Annotated in this window: 15 protein-coding genes; 9 read left to right on the forward strand and 6 right to left on the reverse strand. The window is 40.1% G+C overall.

Annotated elements, in window-relative coordinates; translation table 11 throughout:
* The first annotated feature begins 39 nt into the window (after positions 1–39).
* The 4 genes from GQR47_RS14110 (at position 40) to yacG (ending at position 3,711) form a co-directional block, all read left to right on the forward strand.
* Positions 40–933 carry an A24 family peptidase gene (locus GQR47_RS14110; protein ID WP_024597566.1) on the forward strand — a complete coding sequence of 298 codons (894 nt, stop codon included), beginning with the start codon at positions 40–42 and terminating at the stop codon, positions 931–933.
* A gap of 1 nt (position 934) precedes the next feature.
* Positions 935–1,576, forward strand: a complete 642-nt coding sequence (gene coaE, locus GQR47_RS14115) for a dephospho-CoA kinase (protein ID WP_024597565.1) — start codon at positions 935–937, stop codon at positions 1,574–1,576.
* Positions 1,577–1,702: 126 nt separating this feature from the next.
* The gene (gene pilB / locus GQR47_RS14120; protein ID WP_002957773.1) at positions 1,703–3,379 is read left to right on the forward strand and encodes a type IV-A pilus assembly ATPase PilB; all 1,677 of its coding nucleotides are present in this window, start codon (positions 1,703–1,705) and stop codon (positions 3,377–3,379) included.
* Positions 3,380–3,480: 101 nt separating this feature from the next.
* Positions 3,481–3,711: a DNA gyrase inhibitor YacG gene (gene yacG, locus GQR47_RS14125; protein WP_024597564.1), complete on the forward strand. Its 231-nt coding sequence runs from the start codon at positions 3,481–3,483 to the stop codon at positions 3,709–3,711.
* Between the two features lie 72 nt (positions 3,712–3,783).
* Here yacG and GQR47_RS14130 read toward each other — a convergent pair whose 3' ends face one another.
* The gene (locus GQR47_RS14130) at positions 3,784–4,272 is read right to left on the reverse strand and encodes a Spy/CpxP family protein refolding chaperone (RefSeq protein WP_002957775.1); all 489 of its coding nucleotides are present in this window, start codon (positions 4,270–4,272) and stop codon (positions 3,784–3,786) included.
* Positions 4,273–4,437: 165 nt separating this feature from the next.
* Here GQR47_RS14130 and GQR47_RS14135 point away from each other — a divergent pair, with 165 nt between their 5' ends.
* The 3 genes from GQR47_RS14135 to GQR47_RS14145 are packed head-to-tail and all read left to right on the forward strand — an operon-like array spanning position 4,438 to position 7,471.
* Entirely contained in the window at positions 4,438–5,127 is a 690-nt protein-coding gene (locus GQR47_RS14135; RefSeq protein WP_165723908.1) for a response regulator, read from the forward strand.
* Positions 5,105–6,520 (forward strand): ATP-binding protein, encoded by a 1,416-nt coding sequence (locus GQR47_RS14140; RefSeq protein ID WP_154903595.1) that lies wholly within the window; start codon positions 5,105–5,107, stop codon positions 6,518–6,520. The genes GQR47_RS14135 and GQR47_RS14140 overlap by 23 nt, the downstream gene beginning before the upstream one ends.
* A 3-nt stretch (positions 6,521–6,523) precedes the next feature.
* Positions 6,524–7,471 carry an alpha/beta fold hydrolase gene (locus tag GQR47_RS14145; RefSeq protein ID WP_024597562.1) on the forward strand — a complete coding sequence of 316 codons (948 nt, stop codon included), beginning with the start codon at positions 6,524–6,526 and terminating at the stop codon, positions 7,469–7,471.
* Here the strand turns inward: GQR47_RS14145 and GQR47_RS14150 are convergent.
* Positions 7,434–8,348, reverse strand: coding sequence for a cation diffusion facilitator family transporter (locus GQR47_RS14150; protein ID WP_029753364.1), 915 nt, complete (start codon positions 8,346–8,348; stop codon positions 7,434–7,436). The two genes, GQR47_RS14145 and GQR47_RS14150, sit on opposite strands and share 38 nt — an antisense overlap.
* Before the next feature lie 109 nt (positions 8,349–8,457).
* Between GQR47_RS14150 and trmL the strand changes: the two genes are divergently transcribed.
* Positions 8,458–8,922 carry a tRNA (uridine(34)/cytosine(34)/5-carboxymethylaminomethyluridine(34)-2'-O)-methyltransferase TrmL gene (gene trmL, locus GQR47_RS14155; RefSeq protein WP_002957780.1) on the forward strand — a complete coding sequence of 155 codons (465 nt, stop codon included), beginning with the start codon at positions 8,458–8,460 and terminating at the stop codon, positions 8,920–8,922.
* Positions 8,923–8,990: 68 nt separating this feature from the next.
* On the opposite strand, the gene gpsA is transcribed toward trmL, so the two are convergent.
* The 4 genes from gpsA to GQR47_RS14175 are packed head-to-tail and all read right to left on the reverse strand — an operon-like array spanning position 8,991 to position 11,242.
* Entirely contained in the window at positions 8,991–9,998 is a 1,008-nt protein-coding gene (gpsA, locus tag GQR47_RS14160; protein WP_024597561.1) for an NAD(P)H-dependent glycerol-3-phosphate dehydrogenase, read from the reverse strand.
* Between the two features lie 3 nt (positions 9,999–10,001).
* The gene (secB, locus tag GQR47_RS14165) at positions 10,002–10,487 is read right to left on the reverse strand and encodes a protein-export chaperone SecB (RefSeq protein WP_002957782.1); all 486 of its coding nucleotides are present in this window, start codon (positions 10,485–10,487) and stop codon (positions 10,002–10,004) included.
* 34 nt (positions 10,488–10,521) lie between these two features.
* Complete coding sequence (gene grxC / locus GQR47_RS14170; protein ID WP_002957783.1) at positions 10,522–10,779, reverse strand: glutaredoxin 3; 258 nt, start codon at positions 10,777–10,779, stop codon at positions 10,522–10,524.
* Positions 10,780–10,810: 31 nt separating this feature from the next.
* Positions 10,811–11,242 (reverse strand): rhodanese-like domain-containing protein, encoded by a 432-nt coding sequence (locus tag GQR47_RS14175; protein WP_002957784.1) that lies wholly within the window; start codon positions 11,240–11,242, stop codon positions 10,811–10,813.
* A gap of 605 nt (positions 11,243–11,847) precedes the next feature.
* On the opposite strand from GQR47_RS14175, the gene gpmM reads away from it, so the two are divergent.
* On the forward strand, positions 11,848–13,392 hold the full coding sequence (gene gpmM, locus GQR47_RS14180; protein ID WP_024597560.1) for a 2,3-bisphosphoglycerate-independent phosphoglycerate mutase: 1,545 nt from the start codon (positions 11,848–11,850) through the stop codon (positions 13,390–13,392).
* Positions 13,393–13,394 lie beyond the last annotated feature (2 nt).

Consider the following 13,394-nt stretch of genomic DNA (forward strand, 5'->3'; position numbering starts at 1 on the left):
TTAAACGCTTAATTTTTAAAATAATTTTCAGGTAATATGATGCAAAGTATTATTGAAGTAATGCAAAGCCAGTTGTGGTTTTATTTAACCACTATTGGCTTAATTAGTTTATGTATTGGTAGTTTTTTAAATGTGGTTATTTATCGCTTACCACTGATGATGCAACGTGAGTGGCAAAGCGAATGCCGCATATTGCTAGATGATGAGCTTACAGCTAATAAATCTAAACAAGCCAATATCAATAAGCCTTTTAACTTAGTAAAACCCAACTCTACCTGCCCTAAATGCAAAACTGCCATTAAGCCTTGGCAGAATATTCCTATTATTAGTTGGTTAATACTTAAAGGTAAATGTGCAAGTTGCAGTAATCCTATTTCGGTCCGATACCCTGCTGTAGAGCTAATTACTGCCCTATTAAGTTTAATTGTTGCCTATAGCTTTGGTGCGACCGAGCAAGCTTTATTATATATTTTTGTAACGTGGATTTTAGTAGCACTGACCTTTATTGATATTGACCACATGCTGCTGCCAGATCAACTTACACTTCCGCTTGTTTGGCTTGCACTTATTACCTCGGTAATGGGTTACACAATTACACCAACCGATGCCATTATTGGTGCGGCTTGTGGTTATTTAAGTCTATGGAGCGTGTTTTGGCTATTTAAGTTATTAACCGGTAAAGAAGGCATGGGTTATGGCGATTTTAAGTTGCTTGCTGTATTTGGGGCGTTACTTGGCTGGCAGTCATTGCTTACTATTATTCTGCTTTCGAGCGTAGTGGGTGCCATTATAGGTATTGCACTGTTAAGCATACAAGGTAAAGACAAAGCGACCCCTATCCCTTTTGGCCCTTATTTAGCGATAGCTGGCTGGATCACTATGCTTTGGGGCAACCAAATTCAAGGCGCTTATTTTAATTTAATTGGTTATTAAAATGAGTGAGCAAATTACTAAAGTAAACAGCTGGGTATTAGGTTTAACAGGCGGTATTGGCTGTGGTAAAACGGCCATCAGTAACATGTTTGAAGAGCTTGGGATTACAATAGTTGATGCCGATATAATTGCGCGCGAAGTAGTACTCCCAAATAGCAAAGGGCTAAAAGCGATTACAGCACACTTTGGCAAAGATATTTTATTGCCTGATGGCACATTAAATAGAGCAGAGCTTCGCGCAAAAATATTTACTAACAACAGTGACAAAGAATGGCTTAATGCGTTGCTACACCCTCTTATTCGCGCAAAAATACTAAACGATTTAAATAATGCAACTAGCCCTTATGTTGTTTTAGTAGCGCCTTTATTGTTTGAAAACAACCTTGATAAATATTGCGACCATACCTTACTTATTGACGTACCAACCTCTGTACAAGTAGCGCGTACAGCAAAACGTGACAACACAAGTAGTGAGCAAGTTAAAAGTATTATTGCCTCGCAAATGTCACGTGCCGATAAACAGCAAAAAGCGGATGATATTTTAAATAACGACCGTAGTTTAAACCTAGTGCATATAGAACTTGTTGATCTGCATAAAAAGTACCTACAATATGCATTACACAACAAAACTAACTCACTTTAACACTGTCCTAACTCACACAAACTCGTATTTTAGTTAGTAAAATCACAACAAAGAATGAAAGGTGATGTAATCACCTTCTTTTTTCTGATAAATTGCTTACTATTGAAGGAATAAAACAGGTGCGCAATGAATATTAACTCACCGTTATTGAGAAAATTTATAACCCTTGGCCGCATTGATGCCGACACGGTTAAAAACAAACAAAATGAATTTGCCTCAACAGCTGAGCTTATTTCTAAATGTGGAAAAATCGATAGTAAAGATTTAGCTGAACAATGCATTGATTTGTTTCGCGTACCTTATTTTGATTTAAAAGACTTTGATCCTACAAGAATCCCGGCCGATCTCGTAAAAGAAAAACTCATACGTAAACATCACATTTTACCGCTTGTTCAAAAAGATCGAAAAGTTTATATAGCAGCATCAGACCCAACAGATTACGGCGCATTCGAAAACTTTGAGTTTAGTACCGGTCTTTCATGCGAAATTGTTGTTGTTGATTATATTCAACTCGATAACAAAATTGAGCAATTACTAGATGCCACTGGCAGCTTAAATCTAACTGATGACGAGTTTCAAGAATTTGCTGATTTAGACTCAGAAAGCCAAAGAGATACAGCACCACAAGATGACGATAAAGATGATGCGCCTATCATCGTATATATCAACAAAATTTTAATGGATGCCATTAAAAAAGGCGCCTCTGATTTACATTTTGAACCGTATGAGCACAAGTACCGTATTCGCTTTCGTATTGATGGCATTTTGCATGAAGTGGCAAGCCCACCTAATACATTAGCAACCAAGCTTTCTGCGCGTATTAAAGTAATGTCGCGACTCGATATTGCCGAAAAACGCAAACCACAAGATGGTCGTATAAAGCTAAAAATTACTGAACGCAAAAGTATCGATTTTCGTGTAAGTACCATGCCTACCTTGTGGGGCGAAAAAATAGTAATGCGTATCCTTGATTCATCAAGCGCTATGTTAGGCATTGATGTATTAGGCTATGAGCCTGAGCAGAAAAAGCTCTACATGGACGCGCTTGCCCAGCCTCAAGGGATGATACTTGTAACAGGGCCAACGGGTTCTGGTAAAACAGTATCGCTATACACAGGTTTAAATATATTAAACCAGCCTGAGCGTAATATTAGTACTGCGGAAGATCCGGTTGAGATTAACCTTGAAGGTGTAAACCAGGTACAAATTAATATTAAAGCCGATATGACTTTTGCCAACGCCCTGCGCGCATTTTTACGTCAAGATCCTGATGTAGTTATGGTAGGTGAAATACGTGACTTAGAGACCGCAGAAATATCAATAAAAGCGGCGCAAACAGGTCACTTGGTTTTATCAACATTGCATACAAACTCAGCGCCGGAAACAATCACTCGTTTATTAAATATGGGTGTACCCGCTTATAACGTAGCAAGTTCGATTAGCTTAATAATAGCCCAGCGTTTAGCACGTCGCTTGTGCCCTAAATGTAAAACGCCAGAACAACTTCCGAGTGAAGAACTTGCTCGCCAAGGATTTAGTGCCGAGCAAATTGAAGAAATGACGTTATATATGCCTAAAGGGTGTGATAGCTGTACTGATGGTTACAAAGGGCGTGTGGGTATTTACGAAGTAATGCAAATTACTCCTGAAATTGCCCAAATTATTATGCGCGGTGGAAATTCGCTTGAAATAGCAGAGGTATCACTTAAAGCCGGTTTTAATAATTTACGTTTATCGGGTTTACGCAAAGCAGCCGATGGCCTTACATCCCTTGGTGAAATAAACCGCGTAACCAATTTTTAAAGTCCCACAGTAAAAGATAAGGCTCTAAGCTCAGAGCCTTATAGCTAGAGACTCATATCTAAGTAATGTAATATGCACCAAAAATTTGTAGAGAGTAATTTATGCCTACTGTTGTAAACTGCCCAACCTGTAAAACTAAAGTTGAATGGTCAGAGCAAAGCCCATTTCGCCCTTTTTGCTCAAAGCGCTGCCAACTAATTGATTTAGGTGAATGGTCGTTCGAAAATAATAAAATTTCTGCACCAATCACCTCGGCACAAGAGTTTAGCCAAGACATGATAGAAGATATTGAGGCAATGATGGCTAAAAATGAAGATGACTTTTTTAAATAATTTATCTTCATAATGCCCTAAATACAAAAACCAGCATTACGCTGGTTTTTTAGTATTTACAAAAAAGTAAAATTAACTTTTTTGTTTACGGTGCTTTTTATTCATACGCTTTTGCATTTTAGCAAACTTCTCTTTTTGCTCAGCGTTAAGCACTTGCATTACTTGGTGTTGTGTTTTTAGTTTAATTAAACCAAATTGCTCACCTTTTGCATGACGTTCATTTAATAGCTCTTTTGCTGCATTTTCGTCAAATGTCGCAGCCGAAAGTAATGCATCCATTTTTGCTTTGTGCGCTTCACGCATCGCTTTACGGGCTTCTTTATCGTCGCCACGCAGAGCTTTCATTTGTGTTTTTTGCGCTTCAAAAATAGCCTTTAGCTTAGTTTGCTGCTCATCTGTTAGGTTTAATTTTTCAACGCCGCGCTCAGAAAGTAAAAAGCGAGCTTGAGAATGGCCTTGCTTATGTCCGTCGCCTTTAGCTAACACGCTACCAGCACCAAGCGTTGCTGTTGCTAAGCCACAGATAAGTACTAATTTTGAAAGTGTGTTTAATTTAGTCATAATCATTACCTTAATATTGGGTTGGTTGTGGCTGCTAAGCCAGTGAGTTAACTATACCTAACTCAACGCAAAGTAACGCAAAGCAGTGTAAAGGTTGTGTAAAGATTCACCTTTGCACTATTTAGCGGGTAAAATAACGCTATAAACAACTCTAAGGGTTTGTAAATGAGACTATTAATGATTGATGACGACACTGGCCTTTGTGAGCTATTAAGTGAATATTTAACTGTCCAAGGCTTTGAAATACAAAGCGTACACGACGGTGAACAAGGCCTTAAACTAGCACAAGCAAATGACTACGCCCTTATATTGCTAGATGTAATGTTACCAACGCTTGATGGTTTTGAAGTACTTAAACAACTTAGGCAAACAAAACTCACACCGGTAATAATGCTTACAGCAAAAGGTGAAGACTTTGACCGTATTTTTGGTCTAGAGCTAGGCGCTGACGATTACATTCCAAAGCCTTTTAATCATCGTGAATTACTAGCCCGCGTAAAAGCGATAACTCGCCGTATAGAGCACATTAATAGTTTAAATATAGCTACAACGAGTAAGTTACTCGTTAATGGCATTACTGTTAACCTTGCAGCTCGAGAGGCCTCAATAGACGGCTCTACACTAACGCTTACTGGTACAGAGTACGAAATACTCACGCTATTGTGTAAAAATGCAGGTGAATTGGTTAGTAAAGAGCAAATTAGTGAAGAAGTACTAGGTAGGCGTTTAGCTTCTTTTGATCGCTCTATCGATATGCATGTAAGTAATATCCGCAAAAAAATAGCAGAGCATATTCCAGGTGAGCGAATTAAAACAATGAGAGGTACGGGTTATGTCTTTATCCAAGGCGAATAAAAGCACTTACTTTGCTTGGTTAAAACACCCTGGGCACTACCTGTTTTTTAAAATATTTATTTGGTTTTGGTTAACTATAATCGGCACCGTTGCAGCGCTTATATTTTTAAGTAACATTACCGCTATTAACGCGGTAACTAACGAGCCGCTTTATGGCCCTATGAAAAAAAACTTAATATATACCGCTAAAAGTATTGAGCGCACTGCTATTAAACATAAGCGCAGCCTAAGCGATGTATTAGTACACCCTCGCCTATCAAAGCGTAAACTTTTATACTTAAGCGCAGCTCAAAGCGAAGACTCCCTTAGTAGTAAAGAGGTGCCAGAGAGCATCGACTTAAGTTTATTAAACTTTACTCAAAATATGTCACCACAAATTATTTTTACTGAAAAATATCAAGCCTTCGGCCCTGTTAACATAAACGTGCCTGAAGGGAGTTTTTATCTTTATGAAATAGATATTAACCATCAACCGCCGCTATTAATGCGCTTTAAGCTTATGCCTAATTGGATGAAAATAGTCATCGCAATTGTTGCCTCTCTTATTTTAAGCTTTGTATTTAGCCGTAACTTAATAGCCCCTATAAATAGTCTTAAAAAAGCAGCTATTAAACTATCAGCGGGCAACCTAAGCGCAAGAGCCGACATTTCTGTAAACCGAAAAGATGAGCTGGGAATACTTGGGCGAGACTTTAACAGCATGGCCAATCAGCTAGAGCTTTTAATTAGTTCACAAAAACGCTTATTAGCCGACATATCACATGAGTTACGCTCGCCCCTTACGCGTTTAAAAATGGCTACCGGTCTTGCGCAAATGCAAGCTAACGACGCTAGCCAATCGTATTTATTACGCATAGAAAAAGAAGCAAACCAACTTGATAAGATGATTGCAGACGTGCTGCAAGTTTCTCGCTTAGAAGCAAAAAGCCAAGCGCTTTCACTGCAAAAACAATCATTACAAATAATTGTAGATCACGTTATTAACGATGCGCAGTTTGAAGCAAAACAAAATAATAAGCAGCTAAATATAGTGGGCGCTGTAGAGGTAAATATTAATTGCGACGAAACACTTATTGCCAGTGCGCTTGAAAACCTACTTCGTAACGCTATTAAATACGCAAACAATACAATTAGCATTACTCTAAAGCACACAGATGCCATTTATATAGAAATATGTGATGATGGCTCTGGTGTGCCCGATGATCAACTGAGCAAGCTTTGTGAGCCCTTTTTTAGGCAATCAGATGCGCGGGATCGCGTAAGTGGTGGTACGGGTTTAGGGCTGGCGATTGCTAAAAATGCTATTACTGCGCATGGTGGCAGTTTAGTATTATCAAATAAAGAACTAGGTGGCTTGTGTGCTAATATAACCTTGCCATTAATAAAAGAGTAAAGCATGTTTTATAGTTCAGAAGCCCAGCTTGAGAGCAATCAAGAGGCCATTAATGTTTTTTATACTGAAAATTTAATTAAAAGCTACTTAGATACGCCATCAGGAAAGCTATTTTACGCATACGCAATCCCTAAAAACGCGACAACCGCAATAGTAGTAAGTACAGGGCGTATTGAAGGCCTAGAAAAATATAAAGAACTGCTCTGGGAGCTGTATTGTAATAATTTTGCTGTGTTTATTATGGATCATCAAGGTCAGGGCCGCTCTTACAGGCACCTTAAAAATAAACATAAAGGCTTTGTAAAACATTATAATAACTACAGCAGTGACCTAAATAACTTTGATCAGCAAATAGTTTCAAAACATTGGCAAGGTAAAAAAGTCATGCTGGCTCATTCAATGGGTGGCGCCATTGCTATTGATTATTTAGCAAAATTTGAAAATAGCTATAAAGGCGTGTTTTTGTCTGCTCCTATGTTTGATATTTTTACAAAAGACGTACCAAAAATACCAACGAAGTTTATTGTTAAATTAGCCACTTTACTTGGTTTACACTCTTGCTATGCATTTGGACAAGGCAACTACAACCCGATCCCATTTACCGAAAACGTACTTACTAGCAGTGAGAAGCGTTACACCTACTTTAGGCAAACCTATAAATTAGAACCTAACATACAATTAGGTGGCGTTACGTTTGGCTGGCTAGCAGCTACAATATCGTTTTTAAAGTCTGTTGATAACCTAAACGTACCAATCCCTTTGTTTATAGCAAGTGCAGCTAGCGATACAGTGGTAAACAACGAAGCACAGTACAGTATTGCAAAAAGGCATGCTCATGCAACGATTGAGAGTTTTGAAGGCGCTAAACACGAGCTACTTTTTGAACGTGACGAAATTCGAAAGCCGCTATTAACTAACTTTTATCAATTTTGTGAGTCGGTGACGGCTTAACAAGTACTGACAAAGGGTCGAGGTGGATCAGTATATCTACCTCAGACTCAAAACGTTCTTTGAGCATTGCCTCTACTTCATCAGCCACATTGTGCGCGCGAATCAAGCTTAAATGATCATCAAGCTCTAAGTGCATTTGAATAAACTTAACTTTTCCGCCTTGGCGAGTACGAATATCATGCACGCCATGCACATCAGCATGGGCTCTGGCTATGTCAAATATGCTTTGTTTTTCATCATCAGGTAGCTCTTTATCCATTAAATGATCGGCACTATCGCGAGCTATATCCCAGCTGTTATAAAGTAAGTAACCCGCTACACCTATTGCAAAAATAGGATCTGCATACAACACGCCATAATAAGCTAACAAAATAGCTAACAGCACAGCAGCGTTTAATATTAAATCGCCTTTGTAATGTACTGAGTCGGCTTTTATAGCAATTGAATCGGTATACTTAACCACTTTGTTTTGTACAAATACAATGACGAGCGTACACGCAATAGCAAAAATACTTACCCACACACCTAATAAAGAATGGCTTAACTGTATAGGGTTAAATAATCGCTCAATACCATGAAAAGCAAGTAGGCAACCTGATCCAGCAATAAATGCGGCTTGGCCAAGTCCTGCAAGTGCTTCAGCTTTTCCGTGTCCAAATCTATGGTCATCATCTGCTGGGCGCAGTGCGTAACCCAACACTAAAAAGCTCATAGCGGTGGCAGTAATATCCATTAACGAATCAGTTAACGAGCCAAGCATTGAAGCCGAGCCAGAAGCCAGCCAGGCCCATGTTTTTGCGCCGATCATTAAGCTAACCATGACCATGGTAACAATGCTGGAAGTTTTAACCCAAAATTCGTAGCTACGGTTATGCACGCGTGTATCCATTAATCACTGTATTGAATGTGTTGAGTATATCATTTTTTTAAAAGGTTTCGTGTATACTGCCCTTCGTCAAACTACAGATTATTTTATAAGGCTCATTATGCTGGATATTGTTTTATACCAACCTGAAATACCGCCTAACACAGGTAATATTATTCGCCTATGTGCCAATACTGGCTATGCATTACATTTAATTGAGCCATTAGGTTTTGAATGGGACGATAAACGCGTGAAACGTGCGGGCCTTGATTACCATGAATTTAGCCATGTTCAACGCCATGCCTCTTTTGAGGACTACCTTGAAAAATGCAAACCTAAAAAAGTGTATGCCTGTACAACTAAAGGCAGTCAGTTTCATCATGAAGCAAGTTACGAAGCTGGCGACTGCTTGGTATTTGGTCCTGAAACACGCGGCCTGCCTGATGAAATGATTCAAGCATTACCAAACGATCAGCGTGTACGTATTCCTATGCAAGCAAATAGCCGTAGTATGAACCTTTCAAATGCAGTTGCCGTGTTTGTTTACGAGTCGTGGCGTCAGTTGGGCTTCCCTAACGCCCAGTAAATATAATCCGTTAGGCAATAAAAAACCGACATAATGTCGGTTTTTTAGTTAAGGCCTAGCTCAAGCGCTTATTCAGCGCGTTGTTCTCGTCCTAAAAGAGCCATAGCGGCTTCTTTCATGTCTTTATTTTCATAAAGTACTTTATAAATTTGCTCTGTGATTGGCATTTCTACGCCAGCACGCTGCGCTAGTAAATACACTTCTTTAGTGTTTCTAAAGCCTTCAACTACTTGGCCAATAGACTCAATAGCAGCATCAACACTCTCGCCTTTACCTAACGCCAAACCAAATCGACGATTACGTGATTGGTTATCTGTACAGGTTAGTATTAAATCACCAAGGCCTGCCATTCCCATAAAGGTTTCTGGCTTAGCACCCAGAGCACAACCTAAACGAGTGAGCTCTGCAAGGCCTCGGGTAATGAGCGCGGTACGCGCATTAGCACCAAAACCTACACCGTCCGAAATACCGGCACCAATTGCAATTACATTTTTAACCGCACCACCGAGCTGTATACCAATAAAGTCATCATTGTTATACACACGGAATGAGCGACCACAATGAAGTAAATCAGCCAGTTGCTGCGCAAATTCAGGTGACGTAGAAGACACTGAAATAGCTGTAGGTGACCCCATCGCCATTTCTTTTGCAAACGTAGGACCCGAAAGTACCGCAAGTGGTATGTCATCACCCAATTCTTGCAAAGCAACTTCTTGTAACAAACGTCCAGTATTAGGCTCAAGCCCTTTAGTTGCCCACGCTACTTTAGCACCCTCTTGCAATGCAGGTTTTATTTGCGCAAGCGTGTCGCCAAAAGCATGGCTTGGCACAACAACAAGTACAATAGCACTGCTAGCAACGGCATGTTGTAAGTTAGCTTCAAGAGTAAGAGTATCTGGGAAAGGAGCATCAGGTAAGTAACGTTGATTTTTCCGCTCAGCTGCAAGCGTGGCAACGTCGTCGCTATTTCTTCCCCAAAGTGTCACCTGGTGACCATTTCGGGCTAAACAAATAGCAAGGGCGGTGCCGTAAGACCCTGCCCCTAATACAGTAACAGCTGTAGTTGCTGTACTCATAAGTTATGCGTCTGCTGAAGCCTGGTCAGCTTGCGCAGTACGTTGTTGCATGTATTGTGCAAATAACGCATCAAAATTAACTGGCGCAAGGTTAAGCTGTGGGAAAGTACCACGGTTAACAAGATTTGAAACAGCTTCACGTGCATATGGGAATAACACGTTAGGACAAAATGCACCTAGCATGTGCGCAAGTTGCACTTCTTCAACTTCAGCAATAGTAAAAATACCTGCTTGTTGAATTTCACATAAGAACGCAGTTTCTTCACCAATAGATGCAGTTACAGTTAGCGCTAAAACAACTTCAAATACACCTTCGTCCAACTTGTTTGAGCGTGTATCTAGGTCTAGCTTAACTTCTGGTGTCCATTCTTTTTGAAAGATGGCCGGAGAGTTTGGCGTTTCAAACGATACATCTTTAGTGTAAATGCGTTGAATAGTAAATTGTGCGCCAGCTTCAGCAGCTGCTACGTTTTGATTTTCTTCGTTCATTGTTATTCCTAACTTGTTCGTTATTATAATTAAATTAAGCGTTTAGCTTAGCGTCAAGTTTACCTTGCGCTTCAATAGCCATCATGTCGTCGCAGCCACCGATATGTTCATCATTAATAAAAATTTGCGGTACTGTGCTTGCACCACCTGCTTTGGCAATCATTTCATCGCGTAGCTCAGGCTGCACACCAATATCATAATTTGTGTATTCAACGCCTTTGCTGTTTAAAAGCGAAAGAGCACGCTGACAAAATGGACAATACGCCTTGGTGTATAAAACAACATTACTCATAATAAATCCTCTATCGGCCTAGCTAAACTGATTAGCGACCTGTTGTAGTTGGTAAGCTGGCAGATTGCCACGCACCCATGCCACCTGCTAATAAGTAAACTCGTTCAAAACCAGCTTTACTCATAGCGGCTGCAGTACCTTGGGCAGTCATACCTGTAGTACATACAACTATAATGGGTTTAGTCTTGTACTTTTCAAGGCTTGAAAAGTCAGATTTTTTCGCATTCTCTGGGCTTAAGTGCTCAGCACCAGAAATACGCCCTGCATTAAACTCTTTTTGCGCACGTATATCGATTACTTGACCGTCATCACGGTTAATAAGTAACGTAAGCTGCTGGGGATTTATTTGACGAACAGCTGAAAGCTTACTTTTTATCCAGCCACTAACAATAAGGAAAACAATACCAACCCAAGCAAGGCTTAAAATGGGATGATTTGTAATAAATTCAATATATTGATCCATTCTACTTCCACTATGAAATTATGTTTTAAACCTAGGGCGTGTTGGCCTTTGTGGATTGAAATTTGTTCAATCTAGGGGCGATTAAATCGCGGCGCGAGATTTGTAACCTAGTGGGCTAAGTAAAAACCGAGCAACAAAGAGGTAATAGTCCCTAGAAAGAACCCAGCGGGCAGCGTATGTTTGGTATTTATGCTACGTTATCGCCTATTTATGGGGAGTAACCACACTTCATAGGCTCTGCCTTGCCTAAAAACCAAACATACTGCTGCAAATTCAACCACCAAAGTGCAACACGCCCTAATATTTTAAGGATTTTGTACTTTAGCCACGCAAGTATACCCAAACCAACCTAAAATGCGAGTTTAGGAGCACTTAGAGGCGTTTAAAAAACGATAAAGCCCCCCCATATATAGTTAACAAGAACTCTGGATAATAAATTTATCTCAAGCAGAGTTCAGGTTAGTCAATGAGGTATAAGTGAAAAAATTTAATATCTTGTTTTCAATGCTGATCCTAGCTTAAAAACACGGTATGCTAAAACCACGCTAATAAACCTTTTTAGGTGCACAGTATCCATCAACAGATACTAATTTTCAGGAGCTATTATGACAGAGCATAAAAAACCACTGGTATTAATGATTTTAGACGGTTGGGGACACCGCGAAGATACGCAAAGTAATGCTATTCTTGCAGCTAACACACCTGTATTAGACAACTTATGGGCCACCCGCCCACACACATTAATATCGGCTTCGGGTTTAGATGTTGGTCTTCCTGATGGTCAAATGGGTAACTCAGAAGTTGGCCATGTAAACTTAGGTGCAGGGCGCATTGTGTATCAAGATTTTACCCGTATCACCAAAGCAATTAACGATGGCGAGTTTGATTCAACCCCAGCCTTAGTTGAAAACATAGACAAAGCAGTAAGTGCTGGTAAAGCGGTTCACATAATGGGTCTTTTAAGCCCAGGTGGTGTGCATAGCCATGAAGATCATATAGTTGCAAGTATTGAGCTGGCGGCAAAACGTGGTGCTAAAGAAGTCTATTTCCATGCATTTTTAGACGGCCGTGACACACCTCCACGTAGCGCAAAAGCATCAATTGAACGAATTGAAGCGTTATTTAGTAAACTTAAGTGCGGACGTTTAGCATCACTTATTGGCCGTTACTACGCAATGGACAGAGACAACCGTTGGAACCGTGTAGAAAAAGCTTACAACGTAATGACGCTCGCCGAAGGCGACTTTAATTTTGATAATGGTGTTGAAGCACTTAATGCAGCGTACGAGCGCGACGAAAACGACGAGTTTGTAGCAGCTACGACTATTACGCCAACAGGTGCCACTCAGGCTTCAATAAACGATGGTGACACCGTTATTTTTGCTAACTTTAGAGCAGATAGAGCCCGCGAAATTACCCGCGCTTTTGTTGAGCATGAATTTGATGGTTTTACTAAAAAAAGAACGCCAGAGCTTAGCGCATTTGTAATGATGACAGAGTATGCAGCCGATATAGACGCACCTGTTGCATTTGGACCTACACCACTAATAAACGTACTCGGTGAATGGTTTGAAAAAAATAATAAAACACAGCTTCGTATTTCAGAAACCGAAAAATACGCACACGTTACATTTTTCTTTAGTGGCGGACGTGAAAGCGAATTTAAAGGTGAAACACGCGAGCTAATTCCTTCGCCGCAAGTAGCAACCTACGACCTACAACCTGAAATGAACTCAGAAATGCTAACCGACAAACTGGTAGAAGCAATTAAAAGCGGTAAATACGATGCTATTATTTGTAACTACCCTAATGGCGATATGGTTGGTCACTCAGGTGTATTTGAAGCCGCTGTTAAAGCTTGTGAAGCTGTAGATAGCTGTATCGGACGTGTTGTTGATGCGCTAGAAGAGTTTGGTGGTGAAGCACTAATTACAGCCGATCATGGTAATGCTGAGCAAATGGCTGATCTCAAAACAGGCCAAGCACATACTGCCCACACTAGCGAACCTGTGCATTTTATTTATGTTGGTCGCGATGCAGAGCCAATGCAAGGTAAAGCCTTGAGTGATGTAGCCCCAACAATGCTTCACTTAATGGGTATGGAGCAACCAAAAGAAATGACTGGTACGCCTATCATGATGTTGAAATAACA

The organism is Pseudoalteromonas sp. Z1A2, from assembly GCF_011378755.1.
In the GTDB taxonomy this organism is placed as follows: domain Bacteria; phylum Pseudomonadota; class Gammaproteobacteria; order Enterobacterales; family Alteromonadaceae; genus Pseudoalteromonas; species Pseudoalteromonas distincta.